The sequence below is a fragment of the Pseudomonas sp. E6002 genome (assembly GCF_013385565.1).
Classification (GTDB): Bacteria; Pseudomonadota; Gammaproteobacteria; order Pseudomonadales; family Pseudomonadaceae; genus Aquipseudomonas.
Genome location: NZ_JACAPT010000003.1, coordinates 1 through 22894 on the forward strand (window position 1 = coordinate 1; position 22894 = coordinate 22894).

Here is a 22894-nt window from a genome sequence, read left to right on the forward strand (position 1 = left end):
CGAGTGGTGGGGCAAGAGCGTTTTGCTTACTTTTGACTGGGCCGGCATTCCGGCTGTTCAAAAGTGAGCCGCTGTAAGAGCGGAACCATAAGTAGCCGTTACCTAAATAACGGATATGTACTCCCCCCAAAGCAAAAAAAAGGCCGCACCCTGCCAAGGAGACGGCCAAAAAAATTGTCGAGGCATTTGAAACTAACGTGCAGTAATCACCGAAAGCTTGGTAATCCCCGCCCGCTCAATCGACGCCATGGCTCGCGCCACTTCGCCATAGTTCACTCCATCATCAGCCTGCAGTTGCACCCGCACATCCGGGTCCTTGGCCTTGGCCGACTGCAAGTTGAACTCCAGCAAATCCGGCTGGATTTCATCCTTGTTGATAAACAGTTTCCCGGCCGCATCAATGCTCACCACCAGCGGGTCCTTCTGCTCCACCGGGGCCACGGCCTCGGTCTTGGGCAAGTTGATCGGAATCGCATTGGTCAACAACGGCGCCGTGACGATAAACACCACCAGCAGCACCAGCATCACGTCCACCAGCGGCGTAACGTTGATCTCGCTCAGCACCTCATCACTGTCTTGCGTGGAGAAGGCCATCTCAGGACGCCTCCTTCACTTTTTGCGCGCCACCCTGGGCACCGGCCTTGCTCAGCGTCGGGTGCAGCAGCACGCGGAACGAGTTCTTCTGCGCCAGGCTGTAGAAGTCGTGGGCGAAGTCGTCCAGGTCAGCAGCCGTGAGCTTCAGGCGACGCAGGAAGTAGTTGTAGACCAGCACCGCCGGCACCGCGACGGCAATACCCACACCCGTGGCAACCAGTGCCGCACCGATCGGCCCGGCCACGGTTTCGAGGCTGGCGGAACCGGCGGCGCTGATGCCTTTCAGGGCTTCCATGATCCCCCACACAGTGCCGAACAGGCCGATAAACGGCGAGGTGCTGCCGATACTCGCAACCACGGCCAGGCCGGTCTCCAGGGAGCGACGCTCACGCACGATCTGTTGGCGCAAAGCGCGTTCAAGACGGTCCTGATGGTTGATCGCCTGGCTCAGGTCAGCAGCATGTGGCGCTTCACCGACCTGGATCGCGGCGTAACCAGCCTGGGCCACACGAGCGGCGGCGCCGGGTTTGGTTTCAGCGAGTTCAGCGGCCGAGTCCAGGCTGGATGCCGCCCAAAACTGTTTGTGGAACTTGCGATCCTGGGACTTGAGGCGGCCGAACTGGACGCCCTTGAGCAGGGCCAGGCCCCAGGTAGCGACCGAAAAGACCACCAGCAGCCAGATCACCGCGCTTTCGATGGATTCAGTTGGAGATGCTAATGCCATGATGTTTTCCCTCTGTGCAGGTCGCGATGTGTCCAACACACCGCATCCAATAATTAATGAATCTTGAAATCGATCGGTACGCTGACCCAGCCGTCCTGGGCCACATCACCCTGCTTGGCCGGTACAAAACTCCAGCGCTTCACGGCAGCCAGTGCGGCTTCGTCGAGTTGCTGGCGACCACTGCTTTTCTGAATCTGGATCTCACCCGGCTTGCCGGTGGCCAATACATGCACCCGCAACAGCACCGTGCCTTCCCAACCCCGGCGCTGGGCCAGTGACGGGTATTCGGGCGCCGGGTTCTTCAGGTACGCGGCGTTGGCCGAGGCCGGTGTGACCGGCGCGGGCGCAGGCGGTGCCGGCGGTGCTGGAGCCGGTGGCGCGGGTACAGGCGGCGCGGGCGGCTGCTCGGCTACCGGTTTCGGTGCGGGCTTGGGCACAGGCTTTGGCACCGGCTTGGGTTTCGGAATCTTTTTCGGCGCCGGCTTGGCGGCCAATTCATCAACCACCGGCGGCGGTGGCTCGACAACCGGTGGCGGCGGCGGTGGCGGTACAGGCGGTGGCGGCTCCACAACCGGCGGTGCCGGCTGGGAAAATTCGATCGTCATCGGCGGGATTTCCGGCGGCACAATCGGCAGCACCGGGGTTGGCTTCTGGCTGACCCAATAGATCACCGCGCCATGCAAGGCCAGCGCGAGAATCCCCAACAGGATCGCTTCACGCCGACTCAACACACCCTTCGGGGTTTTCTGCGTACGCAACTGCCCCAACGGCGCGCGATGCGGCCGGCCAAGGTCGACCAACTCACCACCCGGTGCGTGGCGCCACTGCGCCTCTTGTGCACTGGCGGCGGTCTGGACATTGCCCATTGATTAACTCCCCTGCGGTCTTAAGCAAAAAAACCGACGGGCCTGCCTTGGCGGCCGTCGAGGGCTGAATCATCGGGGGCAGACGCTTATCTCTTAAAGTAATCTTTAAAGTTATAGATAGATCTAAATTGAATAACCGAAACATCCGGATACGCCGAAGCCACGTCCTGCGCGGCCTGGCGCCGAGGGGGAAAATCTCAATGCTTTTGAGGCATACAAAATATTCACTGAAGGCATGGCTCAGCGTGGATTACCGGCACACAAATCCTGCAATTGGCGTAGCAACGCCTGCCCTGCCGCACCAAGGCCGTTACGGCCATACAGCGCCAGCCGCACGCCCTGCACCGCAGGCAAACCGCTGTCCGCGCCCAACACCACGTGCCCGGGCTGCACCACCCGCACCGGCAACAGGCTGATCCCCAGCCCCGCCGCCACCGCCGAACACACGCTGGCCAAGCTGGCGCTGGAATAACCGATGCGCCAGCGCCAGCCGCCCACCTCCAGGTGATGCAGCATTTCATTGCGGTACAGGCCGCCGGCGGGAAACGCCACCAGCGGCAGCGGATCACGTCCCAGGGACGGCGAACTGCGGCTGTCGACCCAACACAACGGCTCCGGCCAGGACACCAGGCAGTCATCGCTGTCACCCATTTGCTTGACCAGCAGCACGTCGAATTCACCGCCGCGATAATCCCGCAACAATTCCGGCCCCAAGCCGCTGGTAACCTCCAGGCGCACCCGGGGATAAGCCTGCACAAACGCCGACAGCAGCGGCATCAGGCGCTCGGCCGCAAAGTCCTCGGGCACCGCCAGGCGCAACACGCCATCGCTCTGCTGATTGATCAGCACGTCGGCCGCCTCTTCGTGCAGCGCCAGGATGCGCCGCGCATACGCCAGCAAGCGCTCGCCCTCCACCGTGGCCACCACGCGACGCTGATCACGGTCGAGCACCTGGCTACCCAGTGCGTCTTCCAGGCGGCGGATCTGTTGGCTGACCGTGGACTGGGTCAGATGCAGCCGCTCGGCCGCTCGGGTGAAATTGCCGCAATCGACGACGGCAACAAAGCTGCGCAACAACACAGGATCGAACATGGGCTCACCATTCCATTTGCCACTGATTGGCATGGTTATATTTAATTTCAGAATACCCCTGCGGCTGCCCATACTTCACGCCTCATTGCGCACGAGGGGTTTTCCATGACTGACGATCAACAGCATCTGCATCACGCCGTGCAACTGGCCAAGGCCAACGTAGCCGCCGGTGGCCGCCCGTTTGGTGCGGTCCTGGTGCGCGACGGCAAGGTGCTGGTGGAAGCGGTCAACGAAATCCACTTGAGCCGGACCCCACCGCCCACGCCGAGATGCTCGCCATCCGTGCCGCCAGCCAACAACTCGGCCCGCGCCTCGACGGTTGTGTGATCTACGCCAGCGGCCAGCCCTGCCCGATGTGCCTGAGTGCGATGCACCTGTGCGGCATATCCCGTGTGGTGTTCGCCGCCAGCAACGACGTGGCGGCGCCCTTTGGTTTGTCCACAGCAGCGATCTACCAGCAACTGGCGCTGCCGCTGGCGGAGCAAAAATTGCCCGTGCAGCACCTGCCGCAGGCAGCGATGCAAGCCCTTTACCGCGAGTGGCAGGCCCTGCATGACGCTGAATAATTCGTTCGCCGGCAAGCTCGCCGGTTGGGGTTTGTTGGTAGTACTGGGCCTGAACCTGCGACCGATCCTCAGTTCCATCAGCCCGTTGCTGGGGGAAATCCGTCTGGCCACCGGCCTGAGTTTCCAGAGCAGCGCCCTGCTCACCAGCCTGCCGGTGATCTGCATGGGCCTGGTGGCGCTGGTAGGTGTGCGCCTGGAGGCGAAGCTGGGGGAGCGTCGCGGAATCGCCCTGGGCTTGATGATGATTCTGCTGGCGTGCCTCGCGCGCTGGCTGTTTGGCCAGGCGCCGGCGCTGCTGGCCACGGCATTGTTCGGCGGTGCGGGTGTGGCGCTGATCCAGGCGCTGGTGCCGGCGATGATCAAGCGCCAGTTTCACCAGCGCGTGCCGTTGGCCATGGGGGTTTACTCGGCTTCGCTGATGGGCGGCGGTGGCTTGGCCGCCCTGCTCAGCCCGTTGGTGGCGGGGCATTTCCAGCAGTGGCAGGCGGGGCTCGGGATCTGGCTGCTACCGGCCCTGGGCGCACTATTGTTGTGGGCGTGGCTGCCATTGGGTGCGGCGAAAAACCCGCAGGTGACGGCGCCGTTCCAGGGCCTGCGCAACCGTCGGGCGTGGTTGCTGGCGCTGTATTTCGGCCTGGTGAATTGCGGCTACATGAGCATGGTCGCGTGGCTGCCGGCCTACTATCAGCAGTTGGGTTGGGGCGTACTGCCCAGTGGTTCGCTGCTGGCGTTCATGACGATCTTCCAGGTAATCGCCGCGCTGCTGATGCCGGCACTGGCGCAACGTGGCATTGATCGTCGACCGTTACTGAGCATCAGCCTGCTGGCCCAGACCGTGGGCTATATCGGCCTGCTGACGGCGCCGCTGGAGTTCCCCCACGTGTGGGTGGCGTTGATCGGTTTCGGCCTGGGAGCGTGTTTCGCCCTGAGCCTGTTGCTGACCCTGGATCACCGCCGCGATCCTCGGGAGGCCGGCCAACTGGCGGCGTTCGTCCAGGGCGTGGGCTTTTTGATCAACGCCGTATCACCGTGGCTGACCGGCTGGCTGCGGGAATTGACTGGCAGTTTCGTAAGCGCGTGGATGGTGCTGACGCTGACGGTGGTGGCGATGCTGATACTCACCCGGGTGTTCAGCCCGGCCACCTACCGCACAGGCTCTATGGATATGCAATTTGAATCTAGATAAAACAATGAACATTCTTTTGCGGAATAAGCGAGGCGATTAGAATCGCGGTTTCCTTCAGGACGCCGGAAAACTCCATGGACCTTCGCCAACTGCGCTACTTCATTGCTCTGAATGAGTACCGCAGTTTTGTGCGCGCCGCCGACGCCATGGGCATTACCCAGCCGGCGTTCAGCCGCAGCATCCAAAGCCTGGAACAGGAGTTTGGCTGTGTGCTGGTGGACCGCGCCCACAAAGACCTGCGCCCCACTCCCGAGGGCCAGGTGGTGTTGCAACATGCCTTGTCGCTCGTTCAGGGGGCGGCGCGGCTGAGCCACGAAGTCACCCGCATGACCAAGCTCGACGCCGGCGAATTGCGCTTTGGCTGCGATGCCGTGGCGGCGGTGAACCTGGTGCCTGGAGCGATCGCAAGGTTTGTCGGCGCTCATCCACGAGTACGCAGCGGTTTGCATGTGGATAACTGGGAAAAACTCGGACGCAGTTTGAGTCGCGAAGAGATCGAATTCTTCATCGCCGATGTGCGCCACTTCGAGGCCGATCCGAATTTCCAGACCCAGGCCCTGACACCCCGGCGCAATGTATTTTTCTGCCGCGCCGGGCACCCGTTACTGGCCAAGGACAGCCTCTCGACCAACGACTTGTTTGACTACCCGCTGGCCACACCGCTGATCGCTCCCGGGGTACGCAAGCTACTGGCCAACCTGAGCGGGCGTGTCGACTTTTCTCCCGCTATCGAACTGGAGCAGTTTGCGGCGCTGGCAGCCATCGTGCACCAGTCCAACGCGATTGGCCTGGGTGCCGAGGATGCGTTTGCCGAAGACTTTGCCCGTGGCGCACTGACGGTGTTGCACTGGCGCAACGTGCCTCACAGCCTCGACAGTTTGAACAACCGCTGCGGGATCATCAGCCGTACCGGGTTTCGCTTGTCGCCGGCGGCGAAGGCGATGATCGAAACCCTGATCACCGTGGATACCCCCTCTGCTGAAGCAAGCTTGCTCGCCCGCAATTAAAAACCAGGCTTGCGCGCGACAGCCCATTCTCTTGATTTCAATGAAACTGTTATCGGCAATCAGCGGGTTTTTTCGCCTGCCGGGAACCGACACCATTGGCTCCAGAACAGAAAAACCTGGAGCCCTGCCATGTACTTGAAATACCCAATCAGTTGGACTGCCCTTGCCTTGGCAGCGGCCCTCACCGGCACCGCCGCCCAGGCTTCCATGCCGGCGAACCTGCCCGCCGATCAGAGCGTTGGCGCCATCGAGCAGGTGCACGCCTTCCACGATGCCATGCCCACCGGCGTGAGCGTTACCGAGACCGGACGCATCTTTGTCAACTTTCCTCGCTGGGGCGACGAGGTGCCGTTTACCGTCGCAGAATTGCGCGACGGCAAAGTCGTACCCTACCCTGACCAGGCGATAAATCAGGCCAACCCCAAAGACCCGGCCAAAGGGTTTATCAGCGTACAAAGCGTGGTGGCCGACGGGCGCGGACGCCTCTGGATACTGGACACCGCGGCGCCTGGCTTCTCGCCTCCACAGCCAGGTGGTGCCAAGCTCGTCGCAGTTGAGCTCGCCACCAACAAGGTGGTCAAGACCCTCGTATTCCCGAAAAACGTCATGCTGCCCGGCACCTACGTCAACGACATGCGCTTTGATTTTCGCGTGGGTGACCAAGGCGTGATCTATATCACCGACTCTTCACTTACCGGCCCGGGCGCGATCATCGTCATGGACATCGCCAGTGGCACGGCCATACGCCGGCTCAGTGGTGCACCCTCGACCTCGGTCGACCCGAACTTCGTACCCACGGTCGAAGGCCAGGTCCTGAAAGTGCGGGATGCCAAAGGCGGCACCCAGCCTTTTGCCGTGGCTTCGGACGGCATCGCCCTGTCGGCTGATGGGCAGACCTTGTATTTCTGCCCGCTGTCGAGTCGGCACCTGTACGCCATCCCCACGGCACTGCTGCGTGACGAGACAGTCAGCGAAGCACGGCTCGAAATGGCGGTCAAAGACCTCGGGGAAAAAGGCGCCTCGGACGGGCTTGAAGCCGACGCCTCGGGGGCCGTGTATGCCGGCGACTACGAAAACAACAGCGTGCGCAAACGGCTGGCGAACGGGCAATGGCAGACCATCGTCCATGATCCGCGTGTGCTTTGGCCCGACACACTGTCAATCGGTCCTGATGGCTACCTGTACTTCATCGCCAATCAGCTGCACCGCCAAAGCATCTTTCACGCAGGCAAAGACTTGCGCCAGAAACCCTACAGCCTGCTGCGCGTGAAGATCGATGCCGCACCGGCGCCCACACACTAGCGGCGCCGAAGCATGAATATTGATGCGTTGAACCTGTTCATGCGATCAACAGAGCTGGGCAATATCACCGCAGCCGGCAGGGAGCTGGGACTCGCGCCCTCGGTGGCCAGCCACAAACTGGCGAAGCTTGAAGAATACCTGGGCATGCGCCTGCTGCATCGCACCACCCGCCAGGTCAGCCTGACCGAAGACGGTGCGCTGTTTCTGCCCCATGCAATCCGGGTGCTGGCAGCCGTGGACGAGGCCTATCTGGTCGCGGTGAAAGGCAAGGACGTGGCCAAGCGGGTGTTAAGAGTATCCGCCCCCGGGTCCTTCGCGCGGATGTGCCTGATGCCGGCCATTACCCGGTTCCTGCACGCCAACCCGAAGCTGAAGATCGACCTGATACTGTCCGATCAAATGCAGGACCTGACCGAGATCGGGATTGATGTGGCAATCCGCATCGCCGCCCTGAAGGACTCATCCCTGGTGGCGCGCAAGCTCGGCTGCGACCGACGCATCCTGTGTGCGGCACCCGCCTACCTCCAGGCGCATGGCGAACCGACTTCACCTGCGGAGCTGGCCAATCATTCCTGCATCCTGCTGGGCGACGAGGACCATTGGCGTTTCGTGGGTGCCCATTCACACAAAGTCACGGCAATCAGTGGTTCGCTCAGAGTCAATTGCGGCGAAAGCGCACGGCTTGCCGCGGAGGGTGGGCTCGGCATCGTCTCTGTTTCACAGTGGAATGTCAGGCCCTCACTGGAAAGCGGCGCATTGGTGGAAATCATGCCGTCCTGTGTCCTGGAGCAAACCCGGGATATCTGGGCGATCTACCCCAGCGCGCGGTTGATCTCATCCAAGGCTCGGGCTTTCGTCGAGTTCATGATCGCCGAGTTCCAGGGCGATTTTTAGCATAGGGAAAAAATCATGGCGGTGACTCACCAAACTGCAGGCAAAACAAATCTCGCGAGCGGCCCACGCGTCGTTCGACTAGGGGTGACAGACTTGTCGTTCCATCGGGTTACCGCTGCGGTGGTAGCGCTGGTGTTGCAACGCATGGGCCTGACCGTTGAGCGCCACTATGCCCTGCACGAGGAAAACTTCGAGCAGTTGCGCAAAGGCTCGGTCGACATGCTGGTCTCCGCCTGGATTCCTTTCAGCCACGGGCTGTACAAGCAAGCGGTGGAGGCAGTGACGCCCACTCGCGAACTGGGCCTGCACTATCAGCCTTATGCCTTGTGGGGAGTGCCGGACTATGTCAGCGAGCATGACGTGGAATCCATCGAGGACCTGCTCAAGCCCGACGTCCGGGCCCGGATGAACCCGCTGATCCAGGGGATCGGCCCGGGTGCGGGCATTACCCGCTTCTCGCTGAAAATCATGGACGAATACGGGTTGAACGACGCCGGATATCGGTTCCGCACGGGCAGCCAGGACGATTGTATTAAGGCGTTCGAGGCGCTGTATCAGCAGCGGCGCTGGGGCATCGTGCCGCTGTGGCATCCTCAGTTCCTGCACCACCGTTATCGAATTCGCGACCTGAAAGACCCCAAGGGATTACTCGGCAGTGTTGATAGAGCGGTGCTGCTGGCGCGCGAGGGTCGCTTGGTATTACTCACGGCTGCCGAGATCCAGGTACTGGACAATATCCGCCTCTCCAACCTCATCGTTGCCGAACTCGATGATGCGCTCAACCGTGGCGGGCAATCCGCGGATGACGCCGCGATCGATTGGCTGGCAAGGCATCCCGACACCCTGCGCGCCTGGCTCGCCCCCCTGGCCTGATTGGGCAACGAGGCCTTTTACGAATTCTGAATTCGCGGCGGGCTGGCTACAAGCGCCTGCTCACTGAGGCTAGTTTGGCGATGCAGATGTTCTGCAATCTCCCCAAACCGAGGATTCCAACATGCTCTACCTGGTTTTCAGCGGCACCATCAAAGAAGGCAAACAGGCCGAGTTCTATCGTGATGTAGCGGCCGTTTCACAAAAGCTCACCCACCAGCACGACAAGGCCGTGGTCTATCAATGGCATAAGGATGAAGAGAACCCCAACCGGTTCTTTCTCAACGAACAGTGGGAAAGCGTCGCGGACCTGCACGCGCATTTCGAAACGCTCTACAAAGCCTTCGGCCCGGCGAAACCCACCGAGCGCCTGCCGGCGAAAATCCTCGCGTACCTGGATGAAGCACAGGTGAACTTCTACCAGGCCATTCAGTAAACCGCACCCGGTCACCCCAGGGTGACCGGGACGCTTGCTCAGATCGCTGTCCTTTCCACCGGGTTGAGTTCGCTCAACCGTCCCTCCTGGCGCGCAAACCGATTGGCCCGGGCAAACGTGCCGAAATCGTTGAAGCGCACGCCCATCTCCGCCATCACCTTGTGCGCCGTTTTCACCGTCATCTGGCGGATGTAGAACGGCTCCTTGACCACAAAATGATGAATCCCGTGGGTGCTGCCGAAGTTGAAGCAGAACGCTTGCAACGGCCACAGCCACCACGGGTTGAGCACCTGGGTTTGCTGGATCACGTTGCCCGGCTCGATGTCGCCGTAGTAGTGCATGTTGGAGCTGACAAAGTGCAGGCAGAAGGTGCGCAGTACATTGGGGCCGATGGTCACCACGGCGGCGATGTCGATGACGTGCATCACCGCCAGCGTGTTGGCCGACCAGTCGATCGGCGCGCCCAGCAGGCTGGCGATGCCATTCGCGGCATGGAAGCCGAGGAACACATACCACGCGCCCCAATGCAGCAGCGCCAGCGGTGCGTAGACCAGCGCCGTGCGCTTGAGAATGCCCAGCTTGTGCTTCCAGGACGGTGCCCGCAGCACCCGGATCAGTGCCGACATGATGTTGTCGCCGACCATCAGCAAACGTGCCAGGCCCCACGGTTCACCGTTGGTGATTGCGCGCTCTTCGATGTCGGTTTCGCTGCCGGAAACCTTGTGGTGATTGAGGTGGATATGGCGTCGTACCCAAGGGTTGATGGTGCTGGGCCGCGCCAGCCACACCAGGCCCATCATCAGGTTGTGGGGCAGGCGCTGCTTGCGAAAGTACATGCTGTGGATCAGGTCGTGTTCCAGTTCGTGGGTCAATGACGCGAGGAATGCGTTGAGCAGCAGGCACACCCACCACGCCATGTGCCCGGTGATATACAGCGCCGCCGAACCCAGCATGCCCACCAGGGCAAAGGCCAGGATGCCCGCGCCCAACGCATCCTGATGCAGCAGCCAGGGGTGGCGCTGGCGCAATAACAGCCCCTCGGCCAGCACCACTTCACGGATATGCGCTGAACGCTGTTGTGCGTTCATCTGCCGGGGGCTTGCAGAAGTACCGTCCATGCTTCCATCCTCTGTCTTATTGATGCGTACATCCTGCCCTATGCGATCTGGCGGGACGCTAGCCCCACACGCCAACCTGTTGACCGCAAGCGCCAATCAACATGACCGAACCGACCTCTCTCGCCAGCTGGACCCGCGCCCTGCGCAAGCAGCTCGACGCCCTGGGCCTCGACAGCGCCGCGCTGTGTGCCCAGGCCGGGCTCGACCCGCAGTTGATGGAAGATCCGAACGCGCGCTACCCGCTATCGGCCACCACGCGCCTGTGGGAACTGGCGGTACAGGCCAGCGGCGACCCGGCGATTGGCTTGCGGGTGTCGCGGTTTGTCAGCCCCACCACCTTTCACGCGCTGGGTTATGCGCTGGTGGCCAGCGGCAGCCTGCGGGAAGTGTTCGAGCGGATCGTGCGCTATCACCAGGTGGTCAGCGACGCCCTGAGCCTGGAGCTTAGCCGGGAGGGCGAACGTTACCGCTTTCGCCTGCAACAGCCCGCCGGTACACCCGCTCCCGCGTTTGAGGCGATTGATGCGTTCGCCGCGATTTACGTGCGCACCTGTCGCAATCGCCTGGGCCGGGAGTACGCGCCGCTGGCGGTGTACCTGCGGCGGCCCGAGCCGGCTGATCCCAAGCCGTGGCACACGGTATTTCGCGCGCCGGTGTTTTTTGCCGCCGAGGAAGACCGTCTGGAATTTGCGGCCCGGGACTTTGACAGCCACCTGGACGATGCCAACCCCGAGTTGGCCGAGCACAATGAAACCGTGCTCAAGCGCACCCTGGCGCAACTGCGGCCGCTGACCTGGGAACGCAAGGTGCGTTCGGCCATTGAGGCGCAGTTGCCTGACGGTGAGCCGAGTGCCGAGCGCATCGCCCAGGCGTTGCATTTGAGCTTGCGCAGCTTGCAGCGGCATCTGGCGGATGAGGGCTGCCGGTTTGATGCGCTGCTGAACGAATGCCGGGAGAACCTCGCGCTGCTGCATCTGCGGGATCCCGAGTGTTCGCTGGCGGAGATCAGTCATTTGCTGGGGTTTGCCGATACCAGCAGCTTCAACCGGGCGTTCAAGCGCTGGACCGGGATGACGCCGGGGCAGTTTCGGGATGGGTTGAGGTAGCTGGAGTTGCGGTGGCTGTGAGGGCCTCTTCGCGAGCAAGCCCGCTCCCACATTTGACCGCATTCCAAAGGATGTACTCGGTCAAATGTGGGAGCGGGCTTGCTCGCGAAAGCGGTCGATCAAACACCACAAAAGCCAGTGGCAGTCAGCGCCCCCGGTCCCGCCGCAACACCTTCTTCACCCGCGCCACCAAGGCCCGGGCCTCAAAGGGCTTGAGCAGATAATCATCCTCATGCAATTCCAGCCCACGCAGCCGATCTTCAATCCCGTCAGGCGTGGTCAAAAACAACATCGGCGTCTCACCCTTCAACCGGATCGCCTGCTGCAGCTTCCAGGCATTCAGCCCCGGCAGCATCACATCCAGGATCACCAGGTCGTATTCGGTGCTTTCCACAAAGCGCAGGGCCGCCATGCCATTGGCCGCCACCTCCACCGTGTAGCTGGCCTCTTCAAGACTGCGGCCCATCGCCTCGGCCGCCTCTGACTCGTGTTCCACTAGCAGGACGCGCATAACACACCTCGAATAATCGTGAACGCAGGCTACCACCCTCAGGCATGCGCCGCCTCGCGCAAACGTTGCGGGTCGAGGATTTCGATCTCGCCATAGCCCAGCCGCACGATGCCCTGGCCTTGCAGGTCCTTGAGCAACGCATTGGTGGTCTGGCGCGACAGGCTCAGCATCGCGGCCAGGTCTTCCTGGGGCAGTTGCAGCACCTGCCGGGCCTGCTCGATGTCGCCATAGCCCTCGGCGATCATCAGCAGGCGGTGCGCCACCCGCACCGACGCCGGCATCAGGCTCAATTGCTCGATATTGATAAAGGTCAGGCGCAGTTTCTGGCTCATCAACAGGGCCATGTCGCGCCAGTAACGCGGAGTCTGTTCAAGAATGTGCAGCAACGCCGGCTGCGGTACCTGCAACAACGTACACGGCCCGACGGCGCAGGCATCGTGGGTGCGGGGCAACCCGTCGAACAATGAGATTTCGCCGAACCAGTATGGCAATTCCGCCAGGCTCAACACTGCCTCCTTGCCCTGCTCGTTCACCGCGCTGATGCGCAGGGAGCCTTCCAGCACCGCGTACAACCCACACGGCGCATCGCCGCGCTTGAACAGGTATTGCCCCGCCGTCAGCTGCCGCAACCGGGCGCTGGCCAGCAAGCTATTCTGTAAGTCAGCAGGCAGATGGCTGTACCAGTGACCGGTGGCCAGCCGTGGGTGCCATTTCTCTACATCCATGCGAACTCCGAAGATTGTCGGCCAGTTGACAGTGTGTCGTGGGCCTACAGGGCATGATCAAACATCCTACAGGAGGAACAACAATGAAAAGCCTCGTCGACCATCTCAGTCAATACGCCGCCTACCACCGCGACCCGCGCAATATCGCCAGCCACTTTATCGGCATCCCGCTGATTGTGGTGGCCGTGGCCGTGCTGCTGTCACGCCCCGAATGGACGGTGGCCGGGCTGTGGCTGTCGCCCGCGGTGGTAGTGGCGCTGCTTTCGGCATGGTTCTACCTGCGCCTGGAACTGGCGCTCGGCGTGCTGATGACGGTGCTGATGGGCCTGTCGGTGTGGGCCGGGCATGTGCTGGCGGCACAAAGCACGCTGGTGTGGCTGAGCAGCGGCATCGGCATGTTCGTGGTGGGCTGGGTGATCCAGTTTGTGGGGCATTACTACGAGGGGCGCAAACCGGCGTTTGTCGATGACGTGTCCGGGTTGATCGTGGGGCCGTTGTTCGTGGTGGCGGAGTTGGCGTTCCTGGTGGGGCTGCGGCATGAGCTGAAGCGGCAGATTGAAGAGCGCTCAGGGCCCGTGGCCGTGCGGCACAAGAACGCCACGGCCTGAGCAACACTGGAGATCCAAATGTGGGAGCGGGCTTGCTCGCGAAAGCGGAGTGTCAGTCACCGGATGTACCGACTGAACCACCGCATTCGCGAGCAAGCCCGCTCCCACATGGGTTTTGCGGCACTTTTAGGCTTTTTGCCAGACCTTGGGCTTGAAGAACAACGTCTCGCCCCGCGCCAAACCAGTCAGGCTGTCGTGGTCTTTCACCACTTCAGCCTCGATCAACTCGCTCTGGCCTTCGACCTTCAGGGTCACCCGGGTGGTCGCGCCAAGCGGGCGAATATCACGCACTTCAGCCGCGTGGTGGTCTTCCAGTTCATGGCGCGACAACGACACTTCATGCGGGCGGAACAGCACGTGCTTGTCTTCACCCAAATGCAGGCGGTTGGAGTCCCCGAGGAAGTGATAAACAAAGTCACTGGCCGGGTTTTCGTAGACTTCGCCCGGTGAGCCAATCTGCTCGATCACGCCCTTGTTCATCACCACGATGCGGTCCGCCACTTCCATGGCTTCTTCCTGGTCGTGGGTCACGAACACCGAGGTCAGGTTGATGTCTTCGTGCAGGCGCGCCAGCCAGCGGCGCAGTTCTTTACGGACCTTGGCATCGAGGGCGCCGAAGGGTTCATCCAGCAGCAGCACTTTCGGCTCTACCGCCAGGGCGCGCGCCAGGGCGATACGCTGGCGCTGGCCGCCGGAGAGTTGTTCCGGGTAGCGATCCGACAGCCAATCGAGCTGCACCATGTTCAGCAGCTCGTGGACTTTCACTGCGATCTGGCTTTCGGTGGGGCGCTGGTTTTTCGGTTTCATCCGCAGGCCGAACGCGACGTTGTCGAACACGGTCATGTGGCGGAACAGCGCGTAGTGCTGGAACACAAAGCCGACGTTGCGATCACGCACGTCGTGGCCGGAGACGTCTTCACCATGGAACACGATGTTGCCGGCATCCGGGGTTTCGAGACCGGCGATGATCCGCAGCAGGGTGGTCTTGCCGCAGCCGGACGGGCCCAGCAACGCCACCAGCTCGCCACTCTGGATGTCCAGATTGATGCTGTTCAGGGCCTTGAAGGCGTTGAAATTCTTGCTGACATTACGGACTTCGATCGACATGACTTATTCCTCACCAGCACTTTTGCGCAGGCGGTTGATACGGTTCTCGCTCCACTGCTTGAGCAGCAGGATGAAGAGCGCCAGGATCAGCAACAGGCTCGCGACGGCAAACGCGGCGACGTGGTTGTATTCGTTGTAGAGGATCTCGACGTGCAGCGGCAAGGTGTTGGTCACGCCGCGAATGTGGCCGGACACCACCGACACCGCACCGAACTCACCCATGGCCCGCGCGGTACACAGCACCACGCCGTAGATCAGGCCCCACTTGATGTTCGGCACGGTGACATGCCAGAACATCTGCCAGCCGTTGGCGCCCAGCAGGCGCGCGGCCTCTTCTTCCTGGGTGCCCTGCTCCTGCATCAGCGGGATCAGCTCACGGGCCACGAACGGCACGGTGACGAAGATGGTCGCCAGCACTATGCCCGGCAAGGCGAACACGATCTGGATGTCATGGTCTTGCAGCCACGGGCCAAAGAAGCCCTGGGCGCCGAACATCAACACGTAGACCAGGCCGGCGATCACCGGCGATACCGAGAACGGCAGGTCGATCAGGGTCACCAGGATACTTTTGCCACGGAACGAGTACTTGCTCACGCACCAGGCGGCGCTGACGCCGAACACCACGTTGAGCGGTACCGAAATCACCACGGCGATCACCGTGAGTTTCAATGCCGACAGCGCGTCCGGCTCAAGGATCGCGGTGAAGAACGCACCCAGGCCATTCTTCAGGCCCTGGGACACCACGATAAACAGCGGCAGCAACAAAAACAGGAAGAACACCAGCCAGCCAAGGCTGATCAGGATGCGTCGGGACACCGCACTGCCACGACGGGCAGCGTTGGCCGAGGACGCGGCGGAAATAGACGATTGGGACATGTTCCGCGCCTCCTTATGGGTGTTCGATGCGCCGCTGCAGCAAGTTGATCAGCAGCAGCAGGACAAAGGAAACCACCAGCATCAGCACACCGATGGACGTGGCGCCGTGGTAGTCGTATTGGTCGAGCTTGACCATGATCAGCAGCGGCAGGATCTCGGTTTTCATCGGCATGTTGCCGGCGATGAAGATCACCGAACCGTACTCACCGACACCTCGTGCAAACGCCAAGGCGAAGCCGGTCAACCAGGCAGGCAGCAGCGCCGGTACCAGGATGTAGCGGAACACTTGCAGGGGCTTGGCGCCGAGACAGGCGGCGGCTTCTTCGATTTCCCGGGGGATATCGGCCAACACCGGCTGCACGGTACGCACCACGAATGGCAGCGTGACGAAGGTCAGCGCGAGAGTGATGCCCAGGGGGGTGTAGGCGATCTTGAAGCCCAGGTCGGCGGCGAACTGGCCTACCAGGCCAGTGGGCGTGTACAGCGCGGTGAGTGCAATACCGGCGACGGCGGTGGGCAGGGCGAACGGCAAGTCGATCATCGCATCGATGATCTTGCGCCCGGGGAAGGTGTAGCGCACCAGTACCCATGCCAGCAGGGTACCGATCACGCCGTTGATGATCGCGGCATACAACGCAGTGCCGAAGCTCAGTTTCAACGCCGCCAGCACACGCGGTGCGGAGATGATGTTCCAGAACTGATCCCAGGTGAGTTGAGCGGCATGTACAAACATCGCCGCAAGGGGGATGAGTACGATCAGGCTGAGGTACACCACGGTGTAGCCCAGCGTCAGCCCGAAGCCGGGTATGACGGGGGAGATACGACGCGACATAAGAGTCCTTGGTTAGCGGGTAGATACCACTGTAGGAGCGAGCTTCTGTGGGAGCTGGCTTGCCTGCGATGCCGGCACCTCGGTGTATCAGTTACACCGAGGTGATGCTATCGCGGGCAAGCCCGGCTCCCACAGAAAGCTGGCTCCTACAGTTTGATTTTGCTTACTGCGCCGAGTAGATCTGGTCGAACACGCCACCGTCATTGAAGAATTTCGGTTGGGCAGTTTTCCAGCCGCCGAAGTCTTTGTCGATAGTCACCAGGTCCAGTTTCGGGAACTGCTGGGCGTATTTGGCGGCGACTTTCTCATCGCGTGGGCGGTAGAAGTTCTTCGCCGCAATCTCCTGGCCAGCCGGGCTGTACAGGTGCTTGAGGTACTCGGTGGCGATCTCGGTATTGCCCTTTTTCTCAGCGTTCTTGTCGACCACGGCCACTGGCGGCTCGGCGAGGATCGACAGCGAAGGTACAACGATGTCGAACTTGTCGGCGCCGCCGTCTTCCTTCAGGGCCAGGAAGGCTTCGTTTTCCCAGGCCAGCAACACGTCACCCTGACCGTTGTTGACGAAGGTGATGGTCGAACCGCGCGCGCCGGTGTCGAGGATCGGCACGTGCTTGAACAGCTCTTTCACGTATTCCTGGGCCTTGGCTTCGCTGCCACCGGCTTTCAGGCCGTAGGCCCAGGCGGCTAGGAAGTTCCAGCGGGCGCCGCCGGAGGTTTTCGGGTTCGGGGTGATCACCGACACGTCTTTCTTGATCAGGTCGCCCCAATCCTTGATGCCTTTAGGGTTGCCCTTGCGTACCAGGAACACGATGGTCGAGGTGTACGGGGTGCTGGCGTCCGGCAGGCGGGTTTGCCAGTTTTCCGGCAGGGTCTTGCCCAGTTTTGCGATTTCGTCGATGTCGCCGGCCAGGGCCAGGGTCACGACGTCGGCGCGCAGGCCGTCGATTACCGCTCGGCCCTGCTTGCCCGAACCACCGTGGGATTGCTGAATCTTGACGTTGTCACCCGGGTGCGACTGCTTCCAGAAGCTGGTGAATTCAGCGTTGTAGTCCTGGTAGAGCTCGCGGGTGGGGTCGTAAGACACGTTGAGCAGTTCGTAATCCTTGGCAACAGCGGAACCGGCAAACACGGCACTGGCCAGTGCTGCCAGGGCATAACGGCGAATCGACGACATAGAAGGCTCCTGAAATTCTTGGGTGTTGGCTTTTTTCTTATAGTTGCGGGTCTTGCAATCGAATCGCCGGTGTTGCTCAGCTCGGTTTGTTGCCCGGGTTCTGCAAACGGAATTTCTCTTTGCGTTCGATTTGTACTACCTGGGCGTTGTGCACAGTGATTTCCACCGCGCCAAACCGCAGATCGCGCAGGGCGCTCTGGATCTCGCGCAAAATGGCTGCTTCGTCCTGGCCGTCAACGCTACGTAGAGATGCGCTCATGGTCGTGCTCCTGAAATGAGAAGTGCCTCGCAGTGGCGGCACTGCTTGCGGCGTGAGGGCGATAGTAGATAAGCGCGGATATTCTTAAAAATACTATTTAAGAATGTTTATATAACCAGAAAGAATTTTCTGATGGGACGAGGGGTTGCGAGGGGTTTTGCGGGACGACCCGTGAAATAAAGCCGTGTGGAGATCCAAATGTGGGAGCGGGCTTGCTCGCGAAGGCGGTGGGTCAGTGACAGATTTGCTGACTGACACACCGCCTTCGCGAGCAAGCCCGCTCCCACATTTTGGCCCTGTTTGAAATCAGGACAGGCGGTGGTTAACGAATTGTCGGCGCCCTCGCCCAATCCAGCTCACTGGCCGGCATCGGCCGACCAAACCAGTACCCCTGGCCCAGGTCACAGCGCTGTTCCAATAGAAACCGCGCCTGCTCAACCTGCTCGATACCTTCGGCATGCACCTGCATGCCCATGCTCTGCGCCAACGCGATCACTACCCGCACGATCGCCGCATCGTCCTCATCCCATGGCAACCCGGCGACAAAACCCTGGTCGATCTTGAGCTTCTGCACCGGCAAGCGCTTGAGCCGCAGCAGCGATGAATAACCGGTGCCAAAGTCGTCGATAGCCAGGCGCAAGCCGAGCTCACGCAGGCGATGCATTTGCTCAAGGGCGACTTCCGGGTCTTCCATCACCGCGCTTTCGGTGACTTCCAGCTCTAAAAGCGCCGGATCCAGCCCCGTGTCGTGCAGCACCTTGGCTACTTGCTCATACAGCTCACGCCGGGCAAACAGGCGGCTGGACACATTCACCGCGAGAAACGTCAGCGGTGCGCCGTCTGCCAGCCATTGGCACATCTGGCGACAGGCCTGGTCCATGACCCAGGCGTCGATGTCGGCAATCAGCCCGGTGCGCTCGGCAATCGGGATGAATTCCCCCGGCGGCACCAGCCCGCGCTCCGGGTGCTGCCAGCGCACCAGGGCTTCGACGCCGATCATTCGGCTGTCTTGCAGGTCGTGCACTGGCTGGTAGTAAACCCGCAGCTCCTGCTGATCCAGCGCGCGGCGCAGTTCACCGGCCATTTCCACGCGGTGCTGGGCGTGGGCGGTAAGTTCTTCGGTGTACAAGGCGTAACCTTCGCGGCCGGCGCTCTTGGCCTTGAACAACGCGGAGTCGGCGTTGCGCAGCAGTTGCTCGGCGCTCAGCGCGTCGCTGGGGAACAGGCTGATCCCGATGCTCACGCTGATAAACAGTTGATGGCCGTCGAAGATGACCGGTTCTTTCATCGCGTCGAGAATACGTTGCGCCAGGGCGGCGGCCTGGCCCACCTGTGGACAACTTTCCGCCAGCACCGCGAACTCGTCACCGCCCAGGCGCGCCAGGGTCACGCCGGGGCCGAACAGGCCTTGCAGGCGCTCGCCGACGGCCTTGAGCAACTGGTCGCCGACGTTATGGCCGAGGCTGTCGTTGATGATCTTGAAATGGTCGAGGTCGAGCAGCAGTAAGGCGCAGCCACGTTTATGGATCTGCGCGGAGGCCAGGGCCTGTTCGGCACGGTCGGTGAACAGCAGGCGGTTGGGCAGGTCGGTCAGCGGGTCGTGATGGGCCAGGTGCGCCAACTCGCTCTCGGAGTGCTTGATGGCGCTGATATCGGAGAACACCGCGACGTAGTGGCTGATATGGCCCTGCTCATCACGGATCACCCGGATGGTCTGCCACTGTGGGTAGATTTCGCCGCTTTTACGGCGGTTCCAGATTTCACCGCTCCATTCACCGTCACGTTCCAGCGTCTCGAACATCGCCTGGTAGAAACTGGCCGAGTGGCGCCCGGACTTGAACAGGCTCGGCTGGTGCCCCAGCACGTCTTCGCACTGGTAGCCGGTGATTTCGATAAAGGCCCGGTTGACGTGAACAATCAGCCCCAGGGCATCGGTGACCAGCACTCCTTCGCGGGTGCAATCGAACACGGCGGCGGCCTGGCGCAGGCGCTCGCGGTTTTCCTTCAGTGGCTGCTGGATCAGGTTCGCGCGGGCAAAGTGCGCGCAGAGCAGGTAGATCGCCAGGGCACTGAGGCTGACCCACAGGTAACCGCGTATCTGAAGCCAGCGGCCCAGCTCCACGGGTTCATCGATAAAGTTGATCAATACCTGATGGCTGAGCTGAATCCACACAATCGAAACCAGCAGGTACATCAGCCCGGCACGCAGGGCACCTCGGTATGAAAACAGCATATGTTCAGTAATCCTTACTAAAAAACCAGATTCGCCCTACAAAGGCTACGGATTATAGAATAAGAAACATCCAGTCACTCCTATCTGAAAGGGCGGCTGGTTTTATCTGTAGGCTTAGTGATAATGCGCAAGCTGGTTTTTTCTTTATCTGAGGGCCATACAGCCTATGTGGTACAACGGTTTTCTTGACTTGTCGGCCTGGCAACTGGTGGCAGTCACTCTGTTGATGACCCACGTGACCATTGTCGGGGTCACGGTCTATCTGCACCGCTATTCAGCCCACCGCTCCCTGGAGCTCAATGCTGGCCTGAAACACTTCTTCCGCTTCTGGCTGTGGCTCACCACGGCGCAGAACACCCGCGAGTGGACCGCTATCCACCGCAAACACCACGCCAAGTGCGAAACCGTCGACGATCCCCACAGCCCGGTGATCAAGGGCCTGTCCACCGTGCTGCGCAAAGGCGCCGAGCTGTATCGCGCCGAAGCCGAGAACCCCGAGACCCTGCGCATCTACGGCAAGAACTGCCCGGAAGACTGGATCGAGCGCAAGCTCTACACCCCGTACCCGCTGCTGGGCGTGGCGATCATGGGCGTGATCGACCTGCTGCTGTTCGGCACCATCGGCATCACCATCTGGGCCATCCAGATGATGTGGATCCCGTTCTGGGCTGCCGGCGTAATCAACGGCCTGGGTCATGCCATCGGCTACCGCAACTTCGAATGCCGCGACGCGGCGACCAACCTGATTCCCTGGGGCATCATCGTGGGTGGCGAAGAACTGCATAACAACCACCACACCTACCCCAACTCCGCCAAGCTGTCGGTGAAGAAGTGGGAGTTCGACCTGGGCTGGGCCTGGATCAAAGTGTTCAGCTTCCTGCGCCTGGCCAAGGTGCAACGGGTCGCGCCGATCGCCCACCGGGTCGAAGGCAAGGGCAGCCTGGACATGGACACCGCGATGGCGATCCTCAACAACCGCTTCCAGATCATGGCCCAGTACCGCAAGTTGGTGATTGGCCCGCTGGTCAAGCAGGAACTGGAAAAGGTCGATCACTCGGTGCGCCACCAATTCCATCGCGCCAAGCGCCTGCTGTCGCGGGAGACCAGCCTGCTGGATGACCGCCACCACGTGCGCATCCAGAGCATGCTGGAGCACAGCCAGGCCCTGAAAGTGATCTACGAGAAGCGCCTGGCGCTGCAACAGATCTGGCTGAAAACCAGCACCAACGGCCACGACATGCTGGCGGCGATCAAGGAATGGGTGCACGAGGCCGAGGCGAGCGGGATTCAATCCCTGCGGGACTTTGCCCATCAGCTGAAGACCTATTCGCTGCGGCCTGCCGCGGCCTGATACGGCTGTAGCGAGCCGATTTTTTGTGGCAAGGGAGCTTCTGTGGCGAGGGAGCTTGCTCCCGCTGGAGTGCGCAGCGCTCCCAAGATTCTGGGGCCGCTACGCAGCCCAGCCGGAGCAAGCTCCCTCGCCACAACAAGCTCCCTCCCCATAGCAGCTCCTTCCCCACAGCAGCCCCCTCCCCACCGCAACTCCTTCCCCACAGCAAGCCCCTCCCCCCCAACAAACTCGCTCCTACATGTTTCTGGCGCCATTTCTTGGTCGCCTCTAATCGGCGCTGATAACGGAACTTCGCAGCAAATTCCCCCTCTCAATCAACACTTCGCCATCCCGGCGGCCCTTGTTGTGACCGCTGCCCAACCCCGCGGCCTGCCCAGAGAGAGTTGTGCCGATGGTCCCCGAACAGACCTTCACCGACACCCCAGTCCTCGAACAGCCACGACCGGCAGCCGCCGCTACGTTGCTGGCCCTGATGCATGCCCAGGGCGAAGTGGAACGGCTGAGTGAACGCGAGCAACTGCTGAGTTCGCTGTTGGTCAGTGTGAATGCCGTGCTCTGGGCAATCGAGTGGGACACTCGCCGCGTGCTGTACGTCAGCCCGGCCTATGAGCGGGTTTTCGGACGTACGGCGGGCATGTTGTTGACCGACTATCGGGAATGGCGCAACAGCATCCACCCCGAAGACCTCGACTACGCCGAGCACAGCCTGGCCCAGGTGCTGCACAGCGGCGCCGTGGAAGACCGCGAGTACCGCATCATCACCGCCGACGGGCAGATCCGCTGGCTCAGCGACAAGTGTTACATCAACCAGCAGGCCGAGCCCGGCCAGCCGGTGATCGTGGTAGGCATAGCCGAAGACATCACTGAAAAGAAGCAGCTGGAGCTGGAGCTGCACCGCCTGGCCACCACCGATGTGCTGACCCGCAGCAGCAACCGCCGGCATTTCTTCGAGTGCGCCCACCACGAGTTTGAACGCGCCTGCCTGCAAGGCACGCCCCTGGCGTTCCTGTTGCTGGACATCGATGACTTCAAGGTGGTGAACGACACCTACGGCCACCTGGAAGGCGATCAGGTGTTGCAGCGTATCGCCGAGAGCGGTCGGGGAGTTCTGCGCCGTGGCGACCTGTTCGGGCGCATTGGCGGCGAAGAATTCGCCGCCATACTGCCCGGTTGTGCCCCGGAGATGGCAATGCAGGTGGCCGAACGCCTGGGGCACGAGATTGCGCAGCTGAGTTTCAGCCACGACGGTGAGAGCTTCGCGATCACCGTCAGCCAGGGCCTGGCCAGCCTGACCGCCGAGGACGCCAATGTGGACAGCCTGTTTGCCCGCGCTGACGCGGCCATGTACGAGGCCAAGCGCCAGGGCAAAAACCGCGTGCTCCCCGGCTGACGCCACACGATGACCTGTGGGAGCCGGGCTTGCCCGCGATGCAGGCACCTCGGCGTGTTGGTTGTAC

Annotated in this window: 23 protein-coding genes and 1 pseudogene; 11 read left to right on the forward strand and 13 right to left on the reverse strand. The window is 61.6% G+C overall.

The genetic code is table 11. From position 1 onward, the window contains the following. Nucleotides 1-192 precede the first annotated feature (192 nt). From HX815_RS03900 to HX815_RS03915, 4 genes are all read right to left on the reverse strand, one after another. Nucleotides 193-594 (reverse strand): biopolymer transporter ExbD, encoded by a 402-nt coding sequence (locus HX815_RS03900; protein WP_003218118.1) that lies wholly within the window; start codon nucleotides 592-594, stop codon nucleotides 193-195. A gap of 1 nt (nucleotide 595) precedes the next feature. Beyond that, nucleotides 596-1321 (reverse strand): MotA/TolQ/ExbB proton channel family protein, encoded by a 726-nt coding sequence (locus HX815_RS03905; protein ID WP_085984637.1) that lies wholly within the window; start codon nucleotides 1319-1321, stop codon nucleotides 596-598. A gap of 50 nt (nucleotides 1322-1371) precedes the next feature. Next, the gene (locus HX815_RS03910; RefSeq protein ID WP_003218120.1) at nucleotides 1372-2184 is read right to left on the reverse strand and encodes an energy transducer TonB; all 813 of its coding nucleotides are present in this window, start codon (nucleotides 2182-2184) and stop codon (nucleotides 1372-1374) included. Between the two features lie 240 nt (nucleotides 2185-2424). Beyond that, nucleotides 2425-3276: a LysR family transcriptional regulator gene (locus HX815_RS03915; RefSeq protein ID WP_008433713.1), complete on the reverse strand. Its 852-nt coding sequence runs from the start codon at nucleotides 3274-3276 to the stop codon at nucleotides 2425-2427. A 105-nt stretch (nucleotides 3277-3381) separates the two neighbouring features. On the opposite strand from HX815_RS03915, the pseudogene HX815_RS03920 reads away from it, so the two are divergent. The 7 genes and pseudogenes from HX815_RS03920 (at nucleotide 3382) to HX815_RS03950 (ending at nucleotide 9537) form a co-directional block, all read left to right on the forward strand. Beyond that, nucleotides 3382-3842: pseudogene (locus HX815_RS03920) on the forward strand (nucleoside deaminase). Beyond that, a complete protein-coding gene (locus tag HX815_RS03925) occupies nucleotides 3829-5028 on the forward strand; it encodes a CynX/NimT family MFS transporter (RefSeq protein ID WP_003218123.1) in 1200 nt (399 codons plus the stop codon). Before HX815_RS03920 ends, HX815_RS03925 begins: the two are co-directional and overlap by 14 nt. Before the next feature lie 74 nt (nucleotides 5029-5102). Continuing rightward, the gene (locus tag HX815_RS03930) at nucleotides 5103-6035 is read left to right on the forward strand and encodes a LysR family transcriptional regulator (RefSeq protein ID WP_003218124.1); all 933 of its coding nucleotides are present in this window, start codon (nucleotides 5103-5105) and stop codon (nucleotides 6033-6035) included. Nucleotides 6036-6164: 129 nt separating this feature from the next. After that, the gene (locus tag HX815_RS03935) at nucleotides 6165-7337 is read left to right on the forward strand and encodes an L-dopachrome tautomerase-related protein (protein WP_003218125.1); all 1173 of its coding nucleotides are present in this window, start codon (nucleotides 6165-6167) and stop codon (nucleotides 7335-7337) included. A gap of 12 nt (nucleotides 7338-7349) precedes the next feature. Continuing rightward, entirely contained in the window at nucleotides 7350-8231 is an 882-nt protein-coding gene (locus HX815_RS03940) for a LysR family transcriptional regulator (protein ID WP_177027830.1), read from the forward strand. A 15-nt stretch (nucleotides 8232-8246) separates the two neighbouring features. Continuing rightward, nucleotides 8247-9104 carry a glycine betaine ABC transporter substrate-binding protein gene (locus HX815_RS03945; RefSeq protein ID WP_177027831.1) on the forward strand — a complete coding sequence of 286 codons (858 nt, stop codon included), beginning with the start codon at nucleotides 8247-8249 and terminating at the stop codon, nucleotides 9102-9104. Between the two features lie 121 nt (nucleotides 9105-9225). Beyond that, nucleotides 9226-9537: a putative quinol monooxygenase gene (locus HX815_RS03950; RefSeq protein WP_003218128.1), complete on the forward strand. Its 312-nt coding sequence runs from the start codon at nucleotides 9226-9228 to the stop codon at nucleotides 9535-9537. Between the two features lie 38 nt (nucleotides 9538-9575). Here the strand turns inward: HX815_RS03950 and HX815_RS03955 are convergent, their stop codons facing one another. Next, entirely contained in the window at nucleotides 9576-10655 is a 1080-nt protein-coding gene (locus tag HX815_RS03955; protein WP_177027832.1) for a fatty acid desaturase, read from the reverse strand. Nucleotides 10656-10756: 101 nt separating this feature from the next. Here HX815_RS03955 and HX815_RS03960 point away from each other — a divergent pair, with 101 nt between their 5' ends. Then, entirely contained in the window at nucleotides 10757-11761 is a 1005-nt protein-coding gene (locus HX815_RS03960; protein WP_003218131.1) for an AraC family transcriptional regulator, read from the forward strand. Between the two features lie 145 nt (nucleotides 11762-11906). On the opposite strand, the gene HX815_RS03965 is transcribed toward HX815_RS03960, so the two are convergent. Both HX815_RS03965 and HX815_RS03970 read right to left on the reverse strand, forming a co-directional pair. After that, nucleotides 11907-12272 carry a response regulator gene (locus tag HX815_RS03965; RefSeq protein ID WP_003218132.1) on the reverse strand — a complete coding sequence of 122 codons (366 nt, stop codon included), beginning with the start codon at nucleotides 12270-12272 and terminating at the stop codon, nucleotides 11907-11909. A 38-nt stretch (nucleotides 12273-12310) separates the two neighbouring features. Then, a complete protein-coding gene (locus tag HX815_RS03970; protein ID WP_177027833.1) occupies nucleotides 12311-12997 on the reverse strand; it encodes a Crp/Fnr family transcriptional regulator in 687 nt (228 codons plus the stop codon). 83 nt (nucleotides 12998-13080) lie between these two features. Here HX815_RS03970 and HX815_RS03975 point away from each other — a divergent pair, with 83 nt between their 5' ends. After that, complete coding sequence (locus tag HX815_RS03975; protein WP_102367872.1) at nucleotides 13081-13605, forward strand: DUF962 domain-containing protein; 525 nt, start codon at nucleotides 13081-13083, stop codon at nucleotides 13603-13605. Nucleotides 13606-13731: 126 nt separating this feature from the next. Here the strand turns inward: HX815_RS03975 and HX815_RS03980 are convergent, their stop codons facing one another. The 6 genes from HX815_RS03980 to dibA form a co-directional block, all read right to left on the reverse strand. Further along, nucleotides 13732-14712 (reverse strand): sulfate/molybdate ABC transporter ATP-binding protein, encoded by a 981-nt coding sequence (locus HX815_RS03980; protein WP_003218138.1) that lies wholly within the window; start codon nucleotides 14710-14712, stop codon nucleotides 13732-13734. Between the two features lie 3 nt (nucleotides 14713-14715). Continuing rightward, nucleotides 14716-15588, reverse strand: coding sequence for a sulfate ABC transporter permease subunit CysW (gene cysW / locus HX815_RS03985; protein WP_003218139.1), 873 nt, complete (start codon nucleotides 15586-15588; stop codon nucleotides 14716-14718). A 13-nt stretch (nucleotides 15589-15601) separates the two neighbouring features. Then, entirely contained in the window at nucleotides 15602-16420 is an 819-nt protein-coding gene (gene cysT / locus HX815_RS03990) for a sulfate ABC transporter permease subunit CysT (RefSeq protein ID WP_003218141.1), read from the reverse strand. A gap of 163 nt (nucleotides 16421-16583) precedes the next feature. Then, nucleotides 16584-17594: a sulfate ABC transporter substrate-binding protein gene (locus HX815_RS03995; RefSeq protein ID WP_003218143.1), complete on the reverse strand. Its 1011-nt coding sequence runs from the start codon at nucleotides 17592-17594 to the stop codon at nucleotides 16584-16586. A gap of 76 nt (nucleotides 17595-17670) precedes the next feature. Next, nucleotides 17671-17853, reverse strand: coding sequence for a sulfur starvation response protein OscA (gene oscA / locus HX815_RS04000; protein WP_003170956.1), 183 nt, complete (start codon nucleotides 17851-17853; stop codon nucleotides 17671-17673). Nucleotides 17854-18175: 322 nt separating this feature from the next. Next, entirely contained in the window at nucleotides 18176-20086 is a 1911-nt protein-coding gene (gene dibA, locus HX815_RS04005) for a phosphodiesterase DibA (RefSeq protein ID WP_008433689.1), read from the reverse strand. 166 nt (nucleotides 20087-20252) lie between these two features. On the opposite strand from dibA, the gene desA reads away from it, so the two are divergent. Then, nucleotides 20253-21437, forward strand: a complete 1185-nt coding sequence (gene desA / locus HX815_RS04010) for a delta-9 fatty acid desaturase DesA (RefSeq protein WP_087693634.1) — start codon at nucleotides 20253-20255, stop codon at nucleotides 21435-21437. A 391-nt stretch (nucleotides 21438-21828) separates the two neighbouring features. Next, nucleotides 21829-22827: a sensor domain-containing diguanylate cyclase gene (locus tag HX815_RS04015; RefSeq protein WP_177027834.1), complete on the forward strand. Its 999-nt coding sequence runs from the start codon at nucleotides 21829-21831 to the stop codon at nucleotides 22825-22827. Nucleotides 22828-22894 lie beyond the last annotated feature (67 nt).

Coding starts and splice junctions, on each gene's coding strand:
- HX815_RS03900 (WP_003218118.1), bottom strand. CDS start 594: ATGGCCTTCTCCACGCAAGACAGTGATGAGGTGCTGAGCGAGATCAAC.
- HX815_RS03910 (WP_003218120.1), bottom strand. CDS start 2,184: ATGGGCAATGTCCAGACCGCCGCCAGTGCACAAGAGGCGCAGTGGCGC.
- HX815_RS03915 (WP_008433713.1), bottom strand. CDS start 3,276: ATGTTCGATCCTGTGTTGTTGCGCAGCTTTGTTGCCGTCGTCGATTGC.
- HX815_RS03925 (WP_003218123.1), top strand. CDS start 3,829: ATGACGCTGAATAATTCGTTCGCCGGCAAGCTCGCCGGTTGGGGTTTG.
- HX815_RS03930 (WP_003218124.1), top strand. CDS start 5,103: ATGGACCTTCGCCAACTGCGCTACTTCATTGCTCTGAATGAGTACCGC.
- HX815_RS03935 (WP_003218125.1), top strand. CDS start 6,165: ATGTACTTGAAATACCCAATCAGTTGGACTGCCCTTGCCTTGGCAGCG.
- HX815_RS03940 (WP_177027830.1), top strand. CDS start 7,350: ATGAATATTGATGCGTTGAACCTGTTCATGCGATCAACAGAGCTGGGC.
- HX815_RS03945 (WP_177027831.1), top strand. CDS start 8,247: ATGGCGGTGACTCACCAAACTGCAGGCAAAACAAATCTCGCGAGCGGC.
- HX815_RS03950 (WP_003218128.1), top strand. CDS start 9,226: ATGCTCTACCTGGTTTTCAGCGGCACCATCAAAGAAGGCAAACAGGCC.
- HX815_RS03955 (WP_177027832.1), bottom strand. CDS start 10,655: ATGGACGGTACTTCTGCAAGCCCCCGGCAGATGAACGCACAACAGCGT.
- HX815_RS03960 (WP_003218131.1), top strand. CDS start 10,757: ATGACCGAACCGACCTCTCTCGCCAGCTGGACCCGCGCCCTGCGCAAG.
- HX815_RS03965 (WP_003218132.1), bottom strand. CDS start 12,272: ATGCGCGTCCTGCTAGTGGAACACGAGTCAGAGGCGGCCGAGGCGATG.
- HX815_RS03970 (WP_177027833.1), bottom strand. CDS start 12,997: ATGGATGTAGAGAAATGGCACCCACGGCTGGCCACCGGTCACTGGTAC.
- HX815_RS03975 (WP_102367872.1), top strand. CDS start 13,081: ATGAAAAGCCTCGTCGACCATCTCAGTCAATACGCCGCCTACCACCGC.
- HX815_RS03980 (WP_003218138.1), bottom strand. CDS start 14,712: ATGTCGATCGAAGTCCGTAATGTCAGCAAGAATTTCAACGCCTTCAAG.
- cysW (WP_003218139.1), bottom strand. CDS start 15,588: ATGTCCCAATCGTCTATTTCCGCCGCGTCCTCGGCCAACGCTGCCCGT.
- cysT (WP_003218141.1), bottom strand. CDS start 16,420: ATGTCGCGTCGTATCTCCCCCGTCATACCCGGCTTCGGGCTGACGCTG.
- HX815_RS03995 (WP_003218143.1), bottom strand. CDS start 17,594: ATGTCGTCGATTCGCCGTTATGCCCTGGCAGCACTGGCCAGTGCCGTG.
- oscA (WP_003170956.1), bottom strand. CDS start 17,853: ATGAGCGCATCTCTACGTAGCGTTGACGGCCAGGACGAAGCAGCCATT.
- dibA (WP_008433689.1), bottom strand. CDS start 20,086: ATGCTGTTTTCATACCGAGGTGCCCTGCGTGCCGGGCTGATGTACCTG.
- desA (WP_087693634.1), top strand. CDS start 20,253: ATGTGGTACAACGGTTTTCTTGACTTGTCGGCCTGGCAACTGGTGGCA.
- HX815_RS04015 (WP_177027834.1), top strand. CDS start 21,829: ATGGTCCCCGAACAGACCTTCACCGACACCCCAGTCCTCGAACAGCCA.